General features: G+C 48.7%; 17 protein-coding genes and 2 pseudogenes. 15 read left to right on the top strand and 4 right to left on the bottom strand.

Going from position 1 to position 22438, the window contains the following annotated elements; all coding sequences use genetic code 11:
• Positions 1–22 precede the first annotated feature (22 nt).
• The 8 genes from LK536_RS45220 to LK536_RS45185 all read left to right on the top strand — a co-directional run bounded on the left by LK536_RS45220 (position 23) and on the right by LK536_RS45185 (position 10714).
• Entirely contained in the window at positions 23–1762 is a 1740-nt protein-coding gene (locus LK536_RS45220; protein ID WP_227795781.1) for a DUF5722 domain-containing protein, read from the top strand.
• Positions 1763–2056: 294 nt separating this feature from the next.
• Entirely contained in the window at positions 2057–3271 is a 1215-nt protein-coding gene (locus LK536_RS45215) for an aspartate kinase (RefSeq protein ID WP_008719701.1), read from the top strand.
• A gap of 259 nt (positions 3272–3530) precedes the next feature.
• Positions 3531–4982: an acyl-CoA carboxylase subunit beta gene (locus tag LK536_RS45210; RefSeq protein WP_120055298.1), complete on the top strand. Its 1452-nt coding sequence runs from the start codon at positions 3531–3533 to the stop codon at positions 4980–4982.
• Between the two features lie 17 nt (positions 4983–4999).
• Positions 5000–5818 (top strand): OadG family protein, encoded by an 819-nt coding sequence (locus LK536_RS45205; RefSeq protein WP_025485617.1) that lies wholly within the window; start codon positions 5000–5002, stop codon positions 5816–5818.
• A 45-nt stretch (positions 5819–5863) separates the two neighbouring features.
• On the top strand, positions 5864–6247 hold the full coding sequence (locus LK536_RS45200; protein WP_227795780.1) for a biotin/lipoyl-containing protein: 384 nt from the start codon (positions 5864–5866) through the stop codon (positions 6245–6247).
• A gap of 50 nt (positions 6248–6297) precedes the next feature.
• A complete protein-coding gene (locus tag LK536_RS45195; RefSeq protein WP_120055300.1) occupies positions 6298–7443 on the top strand; it encodes a sodium ion-translocating decarboxylase subunit beta in 1146 nt (381 codons plus the stop codon).
• Positions 7444–7481: 38 nt separating this feature from the next.
• Positions 7482–8894: an oxaloacetate decarboxylase subunit alpha gene (locus LK536_RS45190; RefSeq protein ID WP_008719696.1), complete on the top strand. Its 1413-nt coding sequence runs from the start codon at positions 7482–7484 to the stop codon at positions 8892–8894.
• A 227-nt stretch (positions 8895–9121) separates the two neighbouring features.
• Entirely contained in the window at positions 9122–10714 is a 1593-nt protein-coding gene (locus LK536_RS45185) for a 2-dehydropantoate 2-reductase (RefSeq protein WP_506092168.1), read from the top strand.
• Between the two features lie 372 nt (positions 10715–11086).
• Here the strand turns inward: LK536_RS45185 and LK536_RS45180 are convergent, their stop codons facing one another.
• Positions 11087–12559 carry an AAA family ATPase gene (locus LK536_RS45180; RefSeq protein WP_227795778.1) on the bottom strand — a complete coding sequence of 491 codons (1473 nt, stop codon included), beginning with the start codon at positions 12557–12559 and terminating at the stop codon, positions 11087–11089.
• Positions 12560–13181: 622 nt separating this feature from the next.
• On the opposite strand from LK536_RS45180, the gene LK536_RS45175 reads away from it, so the two are divergent.
• The 6 genes from LK536_RS45175 to LK536_RS45150 are packed head-to-tail and all read left to right on the top strand — an operon-like array spanning position 13182 to position 18215.
• A complete protein-coding gene (locus LK536_RS45175; RefSeq protein WP_506092167.1) occupies positions 13182–13349 on the top strand; it encodes a hypothetical protein in 168 nt (55 codons plus the stop codon).
• A complete protein-coding gene (locus tag LK536_RS45170; protein WP_506092166.1) occupies positions 13336–14280 on the top strand; it encodes a TRAP transporter substrate-binding protein DctP in 945 nt (314 codons plus the stop codon). Before LK536_RS45175 ends, LK536_RS45170 begins: the two co-directional genes overlap by 14 nt.
• A gap of 21 nt (positions 14281–14301) precedes the next feature.
• Positions 14302–14817 carry a TRAP transporter small permease gene (locus tag LK536_RS45165; RefSeq protein ID WP_227795776.1) on the top strand — a complete coding sequence of 172 codons (516 nt, stop codon included), beginning with the start codon at positions 14302–14304 and terminating at the stop codon, positions 14815–14817.
• Entirely contained in the window at positions 14810–16105 is a 1296-nt protein-coding gene (locus tag LK536_RS45160) for a TRAP transporter large permease (protein ID WP_227795775.1), read from the top strand. The genes LK536_RS45165 and LK536_RS45160 overlap by 8 nt, the downstream gene beginning before the upstream one ends.
• A 12-nt stretch (positions 16106–16117) precedes the next feature.
• Positions 16118–17563 carry a sedoheptulokinase gene (locus LK536_RS45155; protein ID WP_227795774.1) on the top strand — a complete coding sequence of 482 codons (1446 nt, stop codon included), beginning with the start codon at positions 16118–16120 and terminating at the stop codon, positions 17561–17563.
• The gene (locus LK536_RS45150; protein ID WP_227795773.1) at positions 17463–18215 is read left to right on the top strand and encodes an HpcH/HpaI aldolase family protein; all 753 of its coding nucleotides are present in this window, start codon (positions 17463–17465) and stop codon (positions 18213–18215) included. The genes LK536_RS45155 and LK536_RS45150 overlap by 101 nt, the downstream gene beginning before the upstream one ends.
• A gap of 52 nt (positions 18216–18267) precedes the next feature.
• Here the strand turns inward: LK536_RS45150 and LK536_RS45145 are convergent, their stop codons facing one another.
• From LK536_RS45145 to LK536_RS45135, 3 genes and pseudogenes are all read right to left on the bottom strand, one after another.
• Complete coding sequence (locus LK536_RS45145) at positions 18268–19764, bottom strand: S8 family peptidase (protein ID WP_227795772.1); 1497 nt, start codon at positions 19762–19764, stop codon at positions 18268–18270.
• Positions 19765–19922: 158 nt separating this feature from the next.
• A complete protein-coding gene (locus LK536_RS45140) occupies positions 19923–22196 on the bottom strand; it encodes a glycogen/starch/alpha-glucan phosphorylase (RefSeq protein WP_227795771.1) in 2274 nt (757 codons plus the stop codon).
• 14 nt (positions 22197–22210) lie between these two features.
• Positions 22211–22372 (bottom strand): annotated as a pseudogene (locus LK536_RS45135) (DUF6783 domain-containing protein); the annotation flags it as partial.
• Between LK536_RS45135 and LK536_RS45130 the strand changes: the two are divergent.
• Positions 22310–22438, top strand: a pseudogene (locus tag LK536_RS45130) (DUF6783 domain-containing protein); the annotation flags it as partial. The pseudogenes LK536_RS45135 and LK536_RS45130 sit on opposite strands and share 63 nt — an antisense overlap.

The raw sequence follows: 22438 nt of genomic DNA, 5'->3' as shown, positions 1-22438 counted from the left end.
GAAAGCTGGGAGGAATGAAACAATGAAGAGAACCAAATTCAAGGGAGGAAAGATGCTGGCGCTGGCCGCAGCCCTGCTGTGCTCCACTGCGTCATTGGGCAGCACATACGCTTATGCTGACACGGCCCAGGACCAGGCAGCCCAGGCAGCGGCCCAGGGACAGGCGGCGGAACAGGCATTTGTTCCGGCAGTGTCGGGGCAGATTACCTCCTGTAAGATTACCGGAGATAAACAGAACATTGAGATTGGATTTAACAGCAGCGGGGACGCGGCTGGCACGGACGGGAAGATTTATATTTTTGAGATGCAGCCCTTTGAGGATGAAATCGGAAGCCGCAGGGATTATGCCGCGTCGGCAGCAGCCCTTGGGAGTACCTCGGTGACCATCCCCCTGAACCTTGGGACACCCCAGGACCGTCTATACAGCAGGTTCATGCTGGCGGTCTATGACGGGACGGACTTCCTACCGGTCAGCAAGCCCCACTATATCACCAACCCTGAGATAGTGGCGAAGAACCAGGAAGCCTTCAAGGACCCGTTAACAAAGAAGGGCCTGAATATTGAGATTGACATGCTCAGCGACGCCTTTGACCTGGGCGTGAAGCACGTTACCACCAACATTGCATTTTCCCAGATCATGGGTACGGGCATTACGTACAATTATGACGGGGTAACTTATAACTTCAACAAAGCGGTGGTGGATGCCTATGACGAGACCATCAGCGCCCTGTCCGGCAAGGGAATGACCGTTACGGTCATCCTGCTCAATGACTGGAACCCCAATACCCCGGACCTTATCTATCCGGGGACACAGAAGAGCTCCAATGCATTTTACTATATGTTCAATGCGCAGACTGAGAACGGGTTTGAACAGACCAAGGCAATCGCCTCCTTCCTGGCAGACCATTACAGCGGCAAGAACCCCAATTACGGCAAGGTGTCCAACTGGATCATCGGCAATGAGATTAATAACCAGCAGTGGAACTACATGGGATCCACGGACCTGACCACCTATGTAAAGGCGTACCAGAAAGCCTTCCGCGTGATTTACACTGCCATCAAGAGCACCAATGCCAATGACAGGGTCTACTTCTCCCTGGACTACAACTGGATGAACGAGATTGACGGCAAGTTAAAATACGGCGGCAAGCAGATTGTGGACAGTTTTAACTCCATTGCCAACACAGAGGGGCAGATGGAGTGGGGGCTGGCCTATCATCCGTATCCATGCCCCATGACGGAGCCGGAGTTCTGGGATGACCCACAGTCCACCGGGCTTTTTACCAATGATTTTAATTCCCCGGTCATCAACTTTGCCAATCTGAATGTGCTGACGGATTACTTTGTGCAGGAGACACTGCGCACTCCTTCCGGCCATGTGCGCCATATCATACTGACCGAGCAGGGATTTACGTCATACAGCCCCACCAGGGGCAATATACCAGAGATTCAGGCGGCTGCCTATGCCTATTCCTACTATCTGGTGGACAGCAACCCATATATTGACGCCTATACGGTGAGCCGCCAGGTGGATGCGCCTTCGGAGGCAAAGGACGGCTTGAAGTTCGGGCTTTGGGAGTGCGACATGAACCAGCCCAACCTGATCGTGGCAACCAAGCGCAAGAAGATATGGCAGGTATTCAGGGATATTGATAAGAAGAATGCCACCCTGGAGGCAACGGAGTTTGCCAAACCCATCATCGGAATCAGTAAATGGTCCGACGTGGTGCCGGACTTTAAGTGGCGTAACCTGGAAAATTAAAGGCTCTGGTTGACAAACAAGGCCCAGCGTGTAAAATATTAATAGAAAAGGCTTAAGGAGCAGTGCCCCTGGTGGTCACTGCTCCTTTTTTGACAAATATTAGCAAGGATTCTCCCATCCTCTAAGGTGGTGGGATGAATTGCCAAAAACAAACTTAACGGCAGTGGTGGGCGGAGAGTAATCGGTATCCCCACTGCCATGAGGTCAACCACGCATCTACGTAGGATGCAGTCGCACTTCGACAATATACTGGGCGTGGATTGAAACAGAGAACAGGTATGGAAAGGAACAGGTATGGGTTTAATTGTACAGAAATTCGGCGGGACCTCGGTGGCTGACACGGAGAGACTCCGTAACGTGGCAAGGATCATCACGGACACCTATAAGGCGGGAAACCAGGTGGTGGCCGTGCTATCCGCCCAGGGAGACACCACGGACGACCTGATAGAGATGGCCAGGAAGGTGAATCCCAATGCTTCAAACCGGGAAATGGATATGCTGCTGTCCACAGGGGAACAGATATCGGTGTCCCTGTGCGCCATGGCCATTGAAGCCCTGGGCTGCCCTGTCATATCGCTGACGGGCTGGCAGGCCGGCATGTATACCAACACGGTTTCCAGGAACGCCAGGATCAAGCGGGTGGACACGGAGCGGATTGAGGCGGAACTGAACCAGAAGAAGATTGTCATTGTCACCGGATTCCAGGGGATAAACAGGAACCAGGACATCACCACCCTTGGAAGGGGAGGCTCCGATACCTCGGCAGTGGCCCTGGCAGCCACCCTGGATGCGGAGCTTTGCCAGATTTACACGGATGTGGACGGGGTGTACACCGCAGATCCAAGGACGGTAAAGGGAGCCAGGAAGCTGGATGAGGTGACCTACAACGAGATGCTGGAGCTGGCCACCCTGGGCGCCCAGGTGTTACATAACCGTTCGGTGGAGATGGCGAAGAAATATAATGTGAGACTGGAGGTGCTCTCAAGCTTTACGGGCCATCCGGGCACAAAAGTGAAGGGAGTAGTAAAGCGTATGGAAAAGTCGTATATCAGCAGCGTGGCAAAGGACAAGAATATTTCAAGGATTGCACTGATCGGGGTGCCCAACGAGATAGGAACCTCTTTTAAGGTATTCTCCCTGCTGGCCCAGAACCACATCAATGTGGACATCATCCTTCAGGGTATTGGCCATGAGGAGGGCAAGGATATCTGCTTTACCGTTGCCGGATCAGATCTTTTAAAGGCGGCCGGACTGCTTGAGGAACACAGGGACGAAATCCGCTATGCGCGGCTTGAGACGAATACGGATATTGCAAAGGTTTCCGTTGTGGGCGCGGGTATGATCAACAACCCCGGCGTGGCAGCCACGCTCTTTGAGGCGCTTTACGATGCCAATATCAACATCAACATGATTTCCACCAGCGAGATCAAGATATCGGTCCTGGTTGACAAGAAGGATGCGGATAAAGCAGTCCAGGTCATCCATGACAAATTTTTTTCAATCGGATAAAAAATATTGAGTACTATCTAACAAAAATGGAGTTGCAGCCTTTCTATTTCTTTTGGAAATGCTACAACTCCTTTCCATATCCCGTATTTGGAGGTTCGTTAATATTTTCACCTTTTTATACCGAAAGAACTTGAAATTTGACAAATTTATTATTATAATAGTATGTGGCAATATTTCTGCTTTTTTTTGCGTCATGGCTGTTTTTTTCAGCTTTGATGCTTAGATATTGTTAAACTTATGAATGATGGAGGACTGGAAAATGAGTAATTCAGCACAAACTTCAGCAAGCAGCCGCATCGCAGCCCTGCTTGATGAGAACAGTTTTGTTGAAGTCGGCGCGTACATCACTGCCAGAAGTACGGACTTTAACATGACTGAGCAGGAGACCCCGGCTGATGGTGTGGTTACCGGTTATGGTACCATCGGTGGATGCCTGGTGTATGTATACAGCCAGGATGCGTCAGTATTAGGCGGTTCCATGGGTGAAATGCATGCAAAGAAAATCTGCAACATCTATTCCATGGCAATGAAGATGGGAGCGCCTGTGGTTGGTCTAGTAGACTGTGCAGGACTGCGTCTTCAGGAAGCAACCGACGCACTGGACGGTTTTGGGAAGCTGTATTTAAGCCAGACCATGGCATCCGGCGTGATTCCACAGATAACAGCAATCTTTGGGACCTGCGGCGGCGGCATGGCGGTATCTGCAGGCATTACGGATTTCACCTTTATGGAAGAGAAGTCCGGCAAACTGTTTGTCAATGCACCGAATGCAATTGACGGGAACTACAAGGAAAAATGTGACACTTCCTCAGCTGAATTCCAGAGCAGGGAATCAGGTCTGGCTGATTTTACAGGGGACGAAGCCTCTATCCTGTCCCAGATACGCAGCCTGGTATCCATTTTGCCATCCAATAATGAAGATGACATGTCCTATGGCGAGTGCCAGGATGATTTAAACCGCATCTGTGAGAACCTGGATGCATGCACAGGAGATACGGCCCTGGCATTGTCCATGATTTCTGACAATAATTTCTTTATGGAAGTTAAGAAAGCTTATGAACCCTGCATGGTAACCGGATTCATCCGCCTGAATGGGACAACCGTGGGCTGTGTTGCAAACCGTACCGAGGTTTATGAGAACGGTGAGAAGAAGGAAGATTTCGAGGCCGTACTGTCCGGCAAGGGCTGTGACAAGGCCACCGACTTCATCAATTTCTGCGACGCCTTCAACATTCCTGTACTTACCCTTGTTAACGTTAAGGGCTACAAGGCCAAGAAGTGCAGCGAGAGACGGATTGCCAAGGCAGCGGCACGCCTTACCTATGCTTATGCCAATGCAAGCGTACCAAAGGTAACGGTGGTTGTGAAGGATGCATTCGGAAGCGCATACCTGACCATGGGCAGCAAGTCCATTGGTGCGGATGTGGTTTACGCATGGCCGAACGCGGTCATCGGCATGATGAATCCGGCTGAAGCAGTTAAGATCATGTACGCAGGTGAAATCAACGCATCCGACAATGCGGCTGCCCTGATTGCGGAGAAGACAGCAGAGTATGCCACACTGCAGTCCAGCGCCGTTGCAGCAGCTAAGAGAGGATATGTAGACGATATCATCAAGGCAGAGGAGACCCGTCAGAGGGTAATCGCGGCCTTTGAAATGCTGTTCACAAAGAGAGAGGACCGTCCGTCTAAGAAGCATGGCACGGTTTAAAGAGAGGTGACAGGTATATGAGACGATTAATGAAACGAGCGGCAGCAGCGGTTCTGATGGCTGCCTGCCTGATGAGCCTGTCTGCCTGCTCTGCGAAACAGGATGATGCTGCAGCAAAGGCTGCCCAGATCAGCATGGAGGGAACCCCCGTAGATGAGAACATGGCCATCAGTAAGAAAATCCAGGCGGCACAGGATCTGTCAGTATCCCTGGAACAGCTGAATGTCCAGAAGGCCATGTATGAGAAAGTGGGAACCGAAGACAGCGTCAATTACTTTAATGTCCTGATTGATGCGAAGCATGAATACGGCGAAGTAAGGGATGTGGATCTGGACGGCGCATCAGTGGTGCTTTTGGCTGACGGCAGTTATACGGTTGCCCTTCCGGTTACATTTACCGAAGGAAAGATGCAGTACGTGGTCAATGTAAATGATGCCACCGGTACGGTTGTATCTGAATTTACCGAACTGGTTGATGCATCGGAAGCAGATAAGAGCGTCGCAAGCCTGCTGGAGACAGCCACGGTATATGCTGTGATTGGTATCGGTACAGTGTTTGCTGTCCTGATTTTCATCAGCCTGCTGATTGCCTGCTTCAAATTCATCCACAAGTGGGAGACAGGGCTTAAGACAAAGAATGAGACGCCAGCGCCAGCACCCGCGCCGGTAAAGGCAGCGCCTGCAGCGCCCGCAGCACCGGCAGCAGGTCCGGATTTATCCGGTGATGCTGAGCTTGTAGCAGTTATCACAGCGGCCATAGCCGCTTATGAGGGAACTTCTTCTAACGGTCTGGTGGTTCGTTCCATCCGCCGCGTACAGGGTTCCAGGCGGAGATAGGAACAGGATTCCGTAATTATTCTTAATTTCAGGAGGAATTATATAATGAAGACATATACAATTACAGTTAATGGAAAAGCATATGCAGTAACCGTTGAAGAAGGCGCAGCAGCAGGTGCTGCATCGGCAGCAGCTCCTGTTGCCCCGGCAGCGGCCCCGGCTCCAGCAGCAGCTCCTGCACCGGCAGCAGCTCCCGCACCGGCAGGCGCAGCTGGCTCCGTGCAGGTTGCGGCCCCAATGCCAGGCAAGGTGGTAGCTGTCAAGGGCGCGGTTGGCCAGGCTGTCAAGAAGGGCGACGTCATCCTGGTACTGGAAGCAATGAAGATGGAAAATGATATCGTGGCTCCTCAGGATGGAACCATTGCCAGCATTAATGTATCCACTGGCGATTCCGTTGAATCAGGCGCGGTTTTGGCTACTCTGAACTAATAAAATAGGTGGGTCCATAGTAATATGGGATTCATTATGGAGGGAACATTATGGATTTTGGCAATATAGTTAACAACCTGCTGAACCAGATGGCGTTTTTCCATCTGGACGCAGGCAATTATGCAATGATCGTAGTAGCCCTGGTGTTCTTGTATCTTGCCATCAGGAAGGGGTATGAGCCCCTGCTTCTGATCCCGATTGCATTCGGAATGCTGCTGGTTAATATTTATCCTGAGATCATGTATTCACCGGAGCAGACATCCAATGGAACCGGAGGGCTTTTGTGGTATTTCTTCCAGCTGGATGAGTGGAGTATCTTACCGTCCCTCATTTTCCTGGGCGTAGGCGCGATGACGGACTTTGGTCCGCTGATTGCCAACCCAATCAGCTTCATTATGGGAGCTGCGGCACAGCTGGGTATCTATTCCGCTTATTTCTTCGCCATCCTGCTGGGATTCACAGGCAAGGAAGCGGCTGCCATCTCCATCATCGGCGGAGCGGACGGCCCTACATCCCTGTTCCTGTGCAGTAAGCTGGGACAGACTCAGATCATGGGACCCATTGCAGTGGCAGCGTATTCCTACATGGCGCTGGTGCCAATCATCCAGCCGCCGTTCATGAAGCTGCTTACAACTGAGAAAGAACGTAAGATTAAGATGGAACAGCTTCGTCCGGTATCCAAGCTGGAGAAGATTTTATTCCCAATCATCGTGACCGTGGTAGTGTGTCTGATCCTGCCGTCCACAGCTCCTCTTGTAGGTATGCTGATGTTAGGCAACCTGTTCCGTGAGAGCGGCGTTGTCAAGCAGCTGGCTGACACGGCAAGCAACGCGCTGATGTATATAGTGGTCATCCTGCTGGGAACTTCTGTTGGTGCAACCACCAGCGCTGAGGCATTTTTAAATGCAACAACCGTTAAGATTGTTGTCCTGGGCCTTGTTGCATTCTGCTTCGGCACCATTGGCGGCGTGCTTTTCGGCAAGCTCCTTTGCAAGATTACCGGAGGAAAGATCAATCCGTTAATCGGTTCCGCAGGCGTATCTGCAGTTCCTATGGCAGCACGTGTGTCCCAGAAGGTTGGCGCAGAAGCAGATCCTACCAACTTCCTGCTGATGCATGCCATGGGACCCAACGTTGCAGGCGTTATCGGTACAGCGGTCGCAGCCGGTACGTTCATGGCAATCTTTGGGGTATAACGGTATAACATTTTGACAATTATAGGAGGATTATAACTATGGCAGAGATAGAGAAGAGGCCAGTAAAGATTGTGGAGACCGTCCTTCGTGACGCCCATCAGTCCTTGCTTGCAACCAGGATGTCTACTGAGCAGATGCTGCCCATTATTGATAAGATGGACAAAGTAGGCTACCACGCAGTCGAGTGCTGGGGCGGCGCTACATTTGATTCCTGCCTTCGTTTCCTGAAGGAAGATCCATGGGACAGACTGAGGAAACTGAGGGATGGATTTAAGAATACCAAGCTGCAGATGCTGTTCCGCGGACAGAACATCCTGGGATATAACCATTATGCAGATGATGTGGTAGAGTACTTTGTACAGAAGTCCATTGCCAATGGTATTGATATCATTCGTATTTTCGACTGTCTGAACGATATCCGCAACCTGGAGACAGCCGTTAAGGCTACCAACAAGGAAAAAGGACATGCTCAGATAGCCCTTTGCTACACACTGGGTGACGCATATACCCTGGATTACTGGAAGGACATTGCCAAGAGGATTGAGGACATGGGCGCTGATTCCCTGTGTATCAAGGATATGGCCGGCCTTCTGACACCATATGCGGCAGCAGAGCTGGTACAGGCCCTGAAGGAAGGCACCAAGCTTCCAATCGACCTGCATACCCACTACACCTCCGGCGTTGCCTCCATGACCTACTTAAAGGCAGTAGAAGCAGGCTGTGAGATTATTGACTGTGCAATGTCACCTCTGGCACTGGGAACCAGCCAGCCGGCAACCGAGGTCATGGTTGAGACCTTCCGCGGCACACCGTACGACACTGGTTATGACCAGACACTGCTGGCTGAGATTGCAGACCACTTCCAGCCAATCCGCGACGAGGCGCTTAAGAGCGGCCTCCTGAACCCGAAGGTGCTGGGCGTTAATATCAAGACACTGCAGTATCAGGTACCGGGCGGCATGCTCTCCAACCTGGTTAAGCAGCTTAAGGATGCTGGACAGGAAGACAAGTACCGTCAGGTTCTGGAGGAAATCCCGAGAGTGCGTAAGGACTTTGGTGAGCCTCCCCTGGTTACACCGTCTTCACAGATTGTCGGTACCCAGGCTGTTATGAATGTCATCATGGGCGAGCGCTATAAGATGGTTCCGAAGGAGTCCAAGAAGATCATGCTCGGCGAGTTCGGCCAGACAGTTAAGCCATTTAATGCTGAAGTCCAGAAGAAGATCATCGGCGATGAGACACCGATTACCTGCCGTCCGGCCGACCTGATTCCGCCGCAGCTTCCTCAGTTTGAGAAGGAATGCGCACAGTGGAAGCAGCAGGATGAGGATGTGTTGAGTTACGCACTGTTCCCGGCTGTTGCAAAGGAATTCTTCGAGTACAGGGCCGCACAGCAGACCAAGGTGGACGGCGCTGTGGCTGATAAGGAGAGTAAGGCTTATCCTGTGTAATTGGGTAAGGGCTGTAACAGAGGGAAGTTTGGAATAACTGAGAATCATATGACATATATGGAAAGGCTGTCTCCGGTTGGGGGCGGCCTTTCCTGGTAATACGGGTTATGTGCCCCTGTGCTAAAATAAAACTTGCGTAAATGTCAAAATCTTCGTAAGATAGAGTCAGGATTTAAATAACGTGACAGGCCTGGGCGGTGTCAGAAGGTAGTTGAGAGGGTTGTATGATGAGAAAAATAAGAGAAGTAGCAATAATTGGGCTGGGCGCAATGGGGGCCGGGTATGCCTGGCAGATTGCAGAATGTAATAAAGATGTCAATCTGTATGGTATGGTGAAGGATTCCCGGAGATATAGGGAGAACCCTGCCGTAGTGAATGGCCGGAAACTTTCTCTGCAATACTGTTCTTTTGAAGAACAGATGAACCATCCTATGGATTTGATTATTGTGGCTGTAAAGTCATATCATCTGCCGGATGTGATTAAGCATATGGCGTCAATGGTGGGGCCGGACACCAGAATATTGTCGCTGTTAAACGGGTTGACGAGTGAGGAGAGACTGATTCAGGCGTTTGGTGATGGACATGTGCTGTATGCAACTGTCACAGGCGCGGATGCCAACAGGAACGGCAGCCAGGTGACCTTTAATAAGCCGGGATGCCTGTATTTTGGAGAGAAGATAAACAAAGGGCAATATTCAGAACCGGTGCGGGAAGTATCTGCATTTCTGGAGGCCAGCGGTATTGATTACCAGATACCGGAGGATATGGAATACAAGCTTTGGGAGAAGTTCCTTATCAATGTGGGATGTAATCAGACCAGTACAGCGTATCAGATGAATTATGGCCAGATGCGGGAGAGCGAAGAAGCCATGGAGACAATGAGAAGTGCCCAGCGCGAGATTATTGCCCTGGCCAATCATTTCAATGTTTCCTTAAGTGAAGAAAATATCAGGGCCTGGGAAGACAGCCTGCAAAACCTGACCTTCCAGGGACGGTCTTCCATGCTGCAGGATTATTGGCAGGGACGCCCTCTGGAGATGGATATATTAGGCGATACTGTATTGGAACTGGGCAGAAAGGCCGGCATTGCAGTACCTGTTAATGAGATGCTAAGTAATAAAATCCATCAGATGGTACAGGAGAGGAATGTGGTAAACCGTGGGTCTGCGGCTGCACCGGACAAAATAGCCACACAGTTGCGTCTGGATATCCTGCGTCAGACGATTAAGAAAGGTGATAAGCTGGCGGAAAACCAACTGGCCCGGCGTTTTTGCGCAAGCAGAAGTTCCGTGAGGACAGCACTGCAGATCCTATCCAGCGAAGGACTGATTATCACACACAGTAACGGACGGCGGGAAGTGGTGGAATTTACTGAAAAACAGGTGATGGAATTATATAATTTCCGTTGCCTGCTGGAACAGGAAGCCCTAAGATTAATGCTGAACCAGAAAAACTCCATGTTTCCTTTAATTGCAAAGGTACTGGAAAAGATAGAGAAAGCATGCCTGTCCAATGATGGGAATGTTGACTGGTATGACCTGGATGTCCAGTTCCATAGGGCGCAGGTACGTTCTTCAGGCAATCTTTTTGTCATAAACGCCTGGGAAAGCAATGCCCAGCTTATCTATACGCTCATGACTTTTAATACATCTGCCGGATATGGTGAGGAATATGCAGCTACTTTTTTTGAAAAACACCGGCGGTTATATGAGTTGTGGCTGTCAGATGATGAGGACAGTTACCAGGAATTAAAGAAACATATTATGGATGCGGAGATAATATCCAAATCTGTATTGAATAGTGTGCATATGGAGAAATAGTCAAGGGACTGTCCGGGGACGTATGGGAACTTACATTTACACAATGATATTCAATATCACACGTTCAGTTTCCATGTTATTCACCTCGGGTTTAGTATTCCTGTTTTTTCTAAACCCGAAGAATTGGGGTTAATCCAAAGATTTCGCTTGGAAGGCGAGGGTTTTAACCCCATTATACGGGCAATAATATTATATATTCTAATATTCTGTCGATATAATGTAAAGCTTTTGATGCTTTTCTGTACAAAATCCCTTAAATCATTTGGAAAATGCTTTCTATTCACATTTGGTGGGACAGCACATGATAAAGCTCATGTCTGAGACCGACAGTGGGGGGGGGGGGGTATTCGCGAAATTCCGGTTTAACGAATATCAGTTATTAATCATTTCATGCTTTATCTTACACCGTTTCTTATCATGCGCAAGCCCGATACATAGAATATTTCCCCTTAGAGTATGATAATATTCCTGTTTCATGATTTGGTCAAGCGCCTCTTTTGCCAGAGTTTCTAAATCAATACCTTGTTTAAATTCGATTATAATATGGGGCTTATTTGGTATTAGGGCCCGCAGGGTGATATCGCTGCGTCCAAGTCCTGCCTCCAGATTACTGGTTACCTCATAAGAACCGCGCAGCGTCATGCACATACCAAGCATCAGGAATTCAGTCATTACTTCGTTGTTAGGAATTTTTACCACGGTCGAGGTGGCATCATTTCTTTTGATGACGGTTAAGTAACCAGCATTGACTAATAATCCCCAAAGACTGTAATTGCTCTCCCGCTCAACATACGATGTATCCAGGTTGAGCCAGACGGTAGTTTCGGCTCCGCTTGCCAGGACATCAAAATCCTGCCAAAAACTTGCTGTAGCCTTTTCCAGTGCCTGCCGGATTAGATAATTGGATGAAGTATTGGTCCAGTAATTATCAAGAAAGGCATTATCTGCATAGTTCAGGATGGACCAGGGATTATACATCCCAATTCCAGAAAAGAGATAGCCGTCATACATCTGCTGTACATCTGTTGTTAAGGAAAGCCCGTAGGCGTTTAAGAGCGTTTCCGTTTCACCCGCTGTCAGCCCGAAATAAGGTGCATACTGGTGACTCATTACGGTGTACACTTTTGGGTTGTTCAATTGTGAGAAAATACTTTCCTTTGCGACTCGTTGGATGCCTGTAAGCAAGGCATGTCCTAAGGATGGGTTACCTTTTAGGGCTGCTCCAAAAAATGTGGAAAAAAACGTTCCCAGCGTGTCGTGATAATTGTATTCGTAACTGCTCATGATGGGTTGATCATACTCATCAATCAATAGAATCGGAGAGATGCCATAACATGCAGCCACGATCCTGGTGAAATCTACAAGACTCGTTGTTAAATAAATATAAGAAGAATTTTTATCTTTTAACGTATTTAAGATATCCCTATAGTTCTCATAATCATATGAATCGTGGTCCAGTTTTTCTTCCGCTACTGCTTCATAGCGAAGGAACTCACGCAAAAGCTCCTTTTTTAGCGTAAATATCAATTCATCGGCGGTGGCGCCTTTGCAGTTTTTCAAGGTTAGAAAAATGACTGGACAACTGTTCATTTGCTTGGCAAATGAGGTATTTGAAATTGCAAGTCTATCAAATATCTGTCTGCTTTCGACTGTGATGTCAAAAAATTCCCGCATCATAGTCATGTTGAGTGTTTTTCCAAACCTTCGCGGCCTCGCAATCAGGGCAACCTTATCACCCATCACTAAAAAATCCCGAATCATCAGAGACTTGTCGATATAATAGTACCCCTGCTCCCGTACCTCCCTAAATTCATCGTTGCCGATTGGCAATGGTTTTTTATTCAAATAAAACCTCCTTTTATGGCACCTTTTTATAACCGATGTTTTCCGGAATATTGGCTTAGATAGTTCTTACCATGACGCATCAAGTACGTTTTATCTATATAGCAGCAATCACCATAGCTGGCTTATAGAGCAATTGCTGGCTATTCTGTATATTAAAAGTATACCCTCTAAAAGTTGGAAATACAAGTATGAGATTGATTCGCTGCACATCTGATTCTAATCCATTCACATAGCGGATAAAGAGTTCATGCTGTACGCGATTGGCCGAAATATAATCAATATCACCAGTTCCTTCAGGGTGGGATCCAAACACGGAATCCAAACACGGGATCCAAACACGAAATCCAAACACGAAATCCAAGCATTTGGAGGAAAAAGCGATGAGAAAACAGCTTAGACAGAGGCGCGTTCTGAAATATGGGAATGAGGGGAAATTCCGGCCTAAAATAAGCAGTAAAAGGAACTTCTTATTTTTTGGTGAGAAGCCTAAAAATCGGTATTAACCGACAGCCCCTTTTTGCAAATGGGATTGCGAAAAAAGTGTCGACATTTTATATTAACAAGTTGACACTTTTTTAAAATTGTGCTACATTAATAATGGATAATTTAAATCACATCTAAAATGAAAAGGAGAAGGGTATATGAAAAAATCAGTGGTAATGGGGTTGGCATTGACAATGGCTGTACTAGGTATTACGGCTTGTTCAGGGGGAGGTTCTTCACAGACGAAATCGGCGGGCTCATCTGTTGGGAAGGAGGCTGTTTCCTCGACAGAGATGGAAAAAAGTGAGGAAACACCTGTACTGGCAGACGGGGATGCGGAAACCAGGGAGCTTAAGGTATCTCATGTATTTGCTGAAAGCCATCCGGTCCATCAGGCGTTCTTGCAGGCATCGGATGAACTTTATGATAAGACCGGGGGACGGTATAAGCTAATCATTTATCCGAACGGTACATATGGAAATTATACGGACAGTATTACAGCATGCCAGATGGGGACTCTGGATATCGCATGTCTGGACAGTGCGTCAGACTGGCTGGAAGCAGCAGGCGTACTGTTTGCGCCCTATTGCTTTGATAGCTATGAACATTGGCAGACATTTAAAGAAAGTGATTTATGTACGCAGATGCGTGGAGAAATCAGTAAAGCAGTGGGAGGCATTAATCAGCTGAATATGTATAATTTCGGTTTCCGCAATCTGACTGCCAATAAGGAGATACGAGCATTGGAGGATTTTAACGGGCTGACCCTGCGGTGCGTGAACTTTGAGCCGTACTCCACGCTGAAGGATGTTTTCCAGGTATCCATTACCTCGATTCCCATTGAGGATGTGTACATGTCACTGCAGACAGGCGTTGCGGACTGCGAGGAAAATCCGGTAACGCAGATTGTGACCATGAAGTTCTATGAAGTCCAGGATTATCTGATTATGACACAGCATATGCTTGCATGCTCATCGACCATCATTAATCAGGGTTTGTGGGATGCACTGCCTGAGGATGACAAGGCTATTTTCTCAGATGTATTTACCAATATGGGAAATAACGTGGATAAAATGACCGTTGAAAATGAGTCTGCCCTGATTGACGAATGCCTGTCCAACGGTATGACATTAATTGAGGATATTAACACCACGCCATTTAAGGAAAATGCACGGAAGGTGGTAGAGAATTATCCTGCATGGAAAGAACGGTACAATCAGATTCAGGCGATGAAATAACAGCAGAAGGGGAGAAGTTCCATGGAAAAGGCATTACGGGGGATTTTTTGGATTAACACAAAACTGAAACAGATGGAAAAGGCCTGTGGATGCATCTGTCTTGGCGTGCTATTTACAGTCATGATTTCCAATGCCATGCTGCGGTACTGCCTGCACAGTGGATTTAACTGGTCTGACGAGCTGAATCAATTCCTGTTTGTGTGGATGGGATTCCTGGCCTCAGCTTATACAATGGGCGATGATAAGCATTTAAATGTTTCTGCCTTTGTAAGCTTGTTTCCAAAATCTGTCCAATATGCGATAAGGCAGTTGATGAACATAATTATGCTGGTATTTTTTGTGATGTATATTCCGGCCCTCATTGAACTTCTGGGGCAGTTGGCAATATCCAGTGTCATGAGACTTCCTTTAAAGTATGTGTATGCAATCCTGCCTGTGAGTTTCGGTCTTATGAGTTACCATATTGTGTGTAACATAATAATGGATACCCAATGCTTCATGAGGGAACATAAGGGGGGAGGAAAGGCAAATGTCTAGTATCACATTGTTTTTAGTTAGTTTTATCGTATTCTTTTTATTAGGGATGCCTATTGCGGCGTCCATGATTATATCCTCCTTCCTGTACGCATTAAACAGTGGGATGGGACTCGCCATCATGGGAACAAAGATGTTTACAGGACTTAATAATTTTGCCCTGGTAGCGATTCCGCTGTTTATCCTTACTGCTGAAGTAATGAACCGTACATCTGTGGCGGACCGGATTTTTAAATTCTGCCGGGACATGGTGGGATATATACCGGGAGGTATGGGGCACGTTAATATTACAACAAGTATCATTTTTGCCGGAATGTCAGGTTCTGCCGTGGCAGATGCCGGAGGAATCGGACACCTGGCTTATCAGGCCATGGTGGATGAAGGTTTTGACAGGGAATTCAGTGCATCTACCACAGTTGCTTCCTCTACCGTAGGCCCTATCATCCCGCCAAGTATTCCCGCGGTTGTTTATGCCATGGTGGCCAATGTATCGGTAGGACGTCTATTGTTTGGCGGTATACTGCCAGGAGTGGTCATGGGCCTTATCCTGATGGCATATGTATACCTTTATTCCCTGCGGCACAATGGGCCAAGGCTGAAGTGGCAGGGATGGCGGTATTATCTGGTGCATTTGTTGTATTCCCTGTTTTCATGCATACTTCCGCTTATGACCCCGGCTATCCTCTTAGGAGGTATCTACATGGGAGTGGTTACTACCACGGAAGCGGCTGCGCTGGCAGTATTATATGCCCTGGTACTGGGGGGTATGGTATACCGTACCATGAAGATAAAAGATTTTATTGAAAGCCTGAAGCGTGTATTTATCACCAGCGGCTCTGTGCTTCTTGTGATTCCAGCGGCTAAATGTTTCAGCTTTGTCATGACAGCGGAGAATCTGCAGGTCAAATTATATGCGCTTCTCACATCATTTGCAGGTGACAGCAAGTTTTTAGTGGCTCTTTGTATTACCGTGCTGTTTCTGATACTTGGCTGTTTGAGTGACCCAAATGTGAATATCATGGTATTCGTTCCGATGATACTGCCCTTATTGAATGCAGCGGGATTTGATCCGGTTCATGCGGGTATCTGTATTATTGTAATTGCGATGATAGGCAATATCACGCCGCCGGTTGGGGTGGTGCTGATGACGACCTGCAGCATAGAGTATCTATCCATGGAACAGGTATGTAAAAAACTCTGGCCGTTTTTGGTTGTTCTGATGGTTGAGGTTATTATATTATGGGCGTTTCCGGGGCTTGTAACCGGAATCCCGAATATGCTGATAAAATAGAGGGGATAGTCCATGAAATTTATAATGGTAGATATAGGGAGCACATTCATAAAAACCGGTCTGTTTGATGTAGGCCTGAAGACTCAGATAGAGAAGGCAAAATATCCCACGCCTCCCAGAAAGGCAAACCATGACAGTAGTTATTATGAGAATGATGCCATGGAAGTGGTAGGGATAGTAAAGGGAATCATCCATGACTGCTGCAGGAAGCATCCGGATACATCTGGAATCCTGTTTTCTACCCAGCAGCATGGATGCGTTGTCTGCCATCCGGAAATGGAAGGGGATATTTATATTTCGTGGCAGGATACCAGGTGCCTGAAGCGCAGGAAAAGTAGTGGATACAGTTATATAGAAGAACTGAAGGAAAAATTTTCCAGGGAAATGATGGAACCCAACGGTGTTTACATAAAACCTGCATTGGCGCTGTGCAATCTGTATACTTTATTTGAGGAACAGGGGTTATCAAGGAAATGTGAGACACATGTACATACTCTTGGCTCTTATATTATTGAAAAGCTGACAGGAAATGGAATCTGTCATATTACAAATGCCGCCCCCATGGGATTTGCCAATATCCTGGATAACACATGGCGTACTGATATGCTGGAACAGGCCGGACTGGGATTTATAAAGCTTCCTGCCATAACCAGTCAGATGGAGTGCTGCGGGTATTATCAGGCGGGGGACGTACGCTTAGGGGTGTTTCCAGATGTGGGGGATGTACAGACCAGTGTATATGGGACAGATGCTGTGACAGGGGACCTTATTATTAATATAGGGACCAGCGGACAACTGATTTACATAACGGATCGGTTTGTACCGGGAAATTATGAAATAAGGCCTTTCTATGAGAACAATTATTGTAATGTCATATCCCGCATGCCGGGAGGGAGGAATTTCGATATACAGATTGATTATATCCGGGATATAGGGAGACAGGTATTCGGTTCATCCCTGGAACGGGAAGAGATATGGAACAGACTGCATCAGATGGAGCCCTGGCATGACACACAGGGGCTGGAAGTGGACTGTGGGTTCTATGAACTGCCGGATAGGCTGGCAGATGGGAATATCCGGCATATAAACCATGATAATCTGAAACTTAAAAATGTAATGTGGGCTACTGCAATAGACTTTGGAAGAAAATACCGGGAATTTGCGGATTATCTGCGCGGACAGGAAGAGCGGAATGGAACCATATACTTTACAGGGGGCGCAGTCCTGAAAAACAGGGAATTACAGGCGGCCATACAGCGGGAAGTGGGGATTCAGGAGGTTGTCTGTGCCGCGGATGACGAGGTTTTCAGAGGAATGCAGAAATTAGTTCTTAAGTGTGTGGAAAGGATGGATTGGGATGAAACAGAAAATCAGAAGGGGGCAGGAAGTAACCGGTGTATTCCTGTCGGAAATCGCGGCTCCAAACCTGCTGCGTTTGATGCAGGCGTCAGGGCTTGATTATGTGATTGTGGATTGTGAGCACGGATATTTTGACTATTCACAGGTAGCGGCTATAGCAGCAGTGGGGAATGGAATCCATTTTCCTGTAATTGTCAGGATCCCGAACGTGGCGCGGGATTGTATCCAGAAGTATCTGGACGCAGGCGTGGACGGACTTCTGGTTCCCATGCTGGAGACAAAAGAACAGGCCCGGATGCTGGTGAGGTACGGAAAATATGCACCTGAAGGAAAACGGGGCATATCTACCATGCGTCCCCACAGTAATTACAATCCAGGGAGCCTGCAGGAGTATACATCGGCAGCCAATGGACGGGTTATGCTGTTTGCTCAGATTGAAACCCAAAAGGGAGTTGCTAATATAGGCGATATCGTTTCAGTTCCCGGACTGGATGGCGTTTTCATCGGCCCCAATGACCTGGCGTGTGACCTGGGGACAATGGGGGACTTTTCTGCTCCGGCAATGGAAAACTGCATCAGCACTGTGATTGAGGTAACAGGAAAAGCAGGGTTACCCAGCGGAATCATTACATCCAAAACTGAATTGATTAAACAGTGCCGCTGTAAAGGTATGACTATGTTCAGCTGTGACAGTGAACTGGGATTATTGAAGAAAGGGATTCTGGAGATGAGGAAATGCTCTCAGGGTTAACAAAACAGGACGGGTTTAAGCAATGCCCCGTCCTGTTTTGTTGTATGTCATCTTATTGTCTTGCCCACTGAAGGGCTGAATACACATCCAGCATCCCGCCGCTATATACCCTTCCGTTCAGGGTATCCAGCTTATGGGCCGAGGTGATGAGGATATTCTTCACATCCTGAAGGCTCAGTTCCGGGCGGGCGGAGTACAGCATGGCGGCTGCTCCCGTTACCATGGGCGCTGCCATGGAGGTGCCGGACATGAAGGCGAAGGATTTATCCGGGATGGTGCTTAGGATGAATGTGCCCGGGGCGGCAATATCCACGCTGACCGGACCGTAGTTGGAGCTTCTGTCCAGCTTGCCGTTGAATATCAGGTTAGCCACGGTTATGATATTGTCATATGGAAGGCTGGCTGGGTAGACAGGATTCTTATCTATATTGTAGCCGATTTCGTCCTCGTTCCCATTGCCCGCCGCAACCACGAACAGCATCTTGGAATTCTGGATGGCTGCACGGAACTCCTCGGTGTAATTTTCAGAACCAAAGCTTAGGTTGCATATTTGGGCGCCATTGGCCTCGGCGTAGCGGATGGCGGCAATGACGCTTTCAGGGCTGCCCTTTCCTTCCTCGCCGCCCAGGGCTTTGATGGACATGATCTTGACATACTGGTTATCCGTGATTCCCACTGAACCGCCGTTGTTCCTGGAGGCGGCAATGGTGCCTGCCGCGTGGGTGCCGTGGTTGTCTTCCTTACCGGTGTAGAGCTGGTTGTTATTGTCAATGAAGTTCCAGCCGTTCACATCATCGATGAAGCCATTGCCGTCATTGTCAATCCCGTCACCGGGAATCTCATCCTCATTGACCCATATGGCGTCCTTAAGGTCCGGATGATCCACATCAATACCCGTGTCAATGATTGCCACGATGACCGGGCGCTTATTCTCAATCTGATCATAAAGCTCCCAGGCAGGCTGGAGGTTGATATCAATCCCCTTTACCGCATCAATGGTGCTGGCCTTGAAGTTGCTGGGACCAAGGGGCGGAAGGGATATGGTGTCCACCCCGTTTTCATCTGTCTTGACAATGGGATCCACTGTCTTTATATCCAGCTTCCGCTCAATCTTCTGTACCTGTCCGTCGTTCTTAAAGGCCCATTGGTAGGCCGCGTAGTCGTCCCGGGTGGAAAGGTTGTTGAGTCCAGGACCTACTGCGTATGGGGAAAATGAATTGTTGGGGGAGGCTGCATCGCAAAGGGAGAATATCTGGCCTGAGCCTGCATCGCCGAGGGAGAATGTCTGGACTGAGCCTGCATCGCCGAGGGAGAATGTCTGGACTGAGCCTGCATCGCCGAGGGAGAATGTCTGGCCTGAGCCTGCATCGCCGAGGGAGAATGTCTGGCCTGCGCCTGCATCCCCAAGGGAGGATGTCTGGACTGAGCCTGCTTCTCCTGTCAGGGATGGAATGTGGCCATAGGCTCCGTCAAGTGCTGTATGGATTGGGGCTGCCGCAAGTGCTGCCGTCATGGCAAGCGGGAGGGCCGCCGCCGTTAATTTGTTCATATCTGGGTTACTCCTTTTCATGTATGTATCTGAATTGTGCTCACACTGCATTGTAATAGTATAGCACATAAGATATCACATGATTTTGAAGATTTTATGAAATTTCTTCCAAATATATTACAAATGAGGTTAAAATCCAATATCCCATCTAAAAAAGCTTAGTCCAGCTTCCATATATCCCGGTTATATTCTTCAATGGTGCGGTCGGAAGAGAAGAAACCGGCCTGGCTGATATTGACCAGCATTTTCCTGGCCCATTCTGTGCGGTTCTCATAATCATTGTAAGCCTGTTCCTTGGCCCTGCAGTATGCATCAAAGTCAGGGAAGGTCATGAACCAGTCCTTGCTCAGCAGTTCGTTGGACAGACGCTCCAGGTGTTCCTTTGAACCCACGGCCAGCATCTGGGGGCCGGTGATGAAGTCCACGGCCTCCCGGATGGATGGGTCCGCTTCGTAGTAGGCCCTGGAGCAGTAGCTCCCGTCCTTGTAACGCTGGATCACCGTTTCGCTGGAATCGCCAAAGATATAGATATTGTCATCCCCCACAAGTTCATGGATTTCCATATTGGCCCCATCGTCCGTGCCCAGGGTTACGGCGCCGTTCAGCATGAACTTCATGTTGCCCGTACCGCTGGCCTCCTTGGAGGCAAGGGAGATCTGCTCGGAAATATCGCAGGCAGGTATCAGCTTCTCAGCCAGGGTCACGTTGTAGTTATTGACCATGATTACCTGAAGCCATGGTTTTACATCCGGGTCATTGTCGATGATCTGCTCCAGGCAGAGGATCATGTGGATGATATCCTTTGCAATCACATAGGCAGGGGCTGCCTTGGCCCCGAATATGGCAGTGATGGGGGTGGTCGGTTTTTTACCCTTCTTAATCTCCAGGTATTTGTGTACCAGGTACAGGGCGTTCATCTGCTGGCGCTTGTACTCATGAAGGCGCTTGATCTGGATGTCAAAAATGGACTGGGGATTCACATCCACCCCCTGTGTCTCCTTAAGGTACAGGGCCAGGTCCTCTTTTTTCCCATCCTTGATGGCTAAGAGGCGGTGCAGGGTCTTCATGTTATTCATGAATTCCGGGGCGCCCAGTTTCTTTAACTCCATGGCATCCTTCCTGAACCCGCTGCCGGTTAATTCCTCAATCAGCGCGGTCAGCTGGGGATTGCAGTGGAGGAGCCACCGGCGGAAGGTGATGCCGTTTGTCTTGTTGTTGAATTTTTCAGGATAAATCTGATAAAAGTTATGCAGTTCATTTTCCTTCAGGATATCCGTGTGAAGGGCAGCCACGCCGTTGACGCTGAAGCCGTAGTGGATGTCGATATGGGCCATATGGACCCGGTCGCCTTTGTCAATGATGGCCACGGACTGGTCGTCAAATCTGCGGCGCACCTTGTCGTCCAGCACTTCCATGATTGGAATCAGCTGGGGCACGGTTTCCTTGAAATATTCCATGGGCCATGTTTCCAGTGCCTCTGCCAGGATGGTGTGGTTGGTGTAAGCGCAGGTCCTGCTTACAACCTGGATGGCATCGTCCATTTCCATGCCGTGCTCCGCGGTGAGCAGACGGATCAGCTCCGGTATGACCATGGTCGGATGGGTGTCATTAATCTGGATGACCGCGTAGTCGGGCAGGTCGTAAAGGCTGGAGCCTTTGCTGAGCGCTTCTGCCAGAATCAGGCGCGCGGCATTGCTGACCATGAAATACTGCTGGTAGATGCGCAGGACCTGGCCCGCCTTGTCACTGTCGTCCGGGTACAGGAACAGGGTAAGGTTCTTCCGTATGTCCTTCTTGTCAAAGGAAATGCCTTCTGTTACCAGGGATTCATCCACGGTCTCCACGTCGAACAGATGGAGGGTATTGGTGCGGTTCCCATAACCGGTTACCTGGATGTCGTACATCCTGGATGTCAGGGTAAAGCCCTTGTAGGGAATCTCATAGGTTACATCTGTCTTGGTGAGCCATGAGGTGTCCTTAATCCAGGGATTAGGTTCCTCATCCTGAAGGTTATCCTTAAACAGCTGCTTGAATAGGCCGAGATGATAATTCAGGCCGATTCCATCCCCGTTTAATCCAAGGGTTGCAATGGAATCCAGGAAACAGGCGGCCAGGCGGCCAAGTCCTCCGTTGCCAAGGGATGGCTCCGGCTCTATCTCCTCAATCCGGCTTAAGGACTTACCGTGGCTGTCCAGGATGGATTTCACGCCGTCATAGATTCCAAGGTTAATCATATTGTTGGACAGCAGTTTTCCGATAAGGAATTCAGCGGAAATATAATAGAGCTTCTTCTTTCCTTCATCGGATCTGTGGGTTCCGGCCAGGTCTTTTACCAGATGCAGGAGTCCGGTATAAATCTCCTGGTCGGTGCAGGATGCCAGATCCTTCTTACATGCAGCGGTTAGCATTTCTTCCAATTGTTTTTGGTTCATGGGATTACTTCCTTTCAATGTATGCTTATATGTGGGGGTAACATGGGTTCCGTAACCATATTGTGGGGTTCCAAACACACCTTAGAGCGTGTTTGAAAATTGCTTTCCGTCAGCTGTGCGTCCCACTTCGTGGGAGATTTGGTCCCGATGATGGAGGCGTAGCCCGCTACGCTGACTGAATCGGGGCCAAATATACCGCGAAGTGGGGCGTGCAGATGGCGGGAATGAATTTTCAAACAGGC

Source organism: Clostridium pacaense (genome assembly GCF_020709765.2).
Lineage (GTDB): Bacteria > Bacillota > Clostridia > Lachnospirales > Lachnospiraceae > Enterocloster > Enterocloster hominis.
Note: the sequence above shows the minus strand (reverse complement) of the source record. Positions and strands in the feature narration are given on the sequence as shown.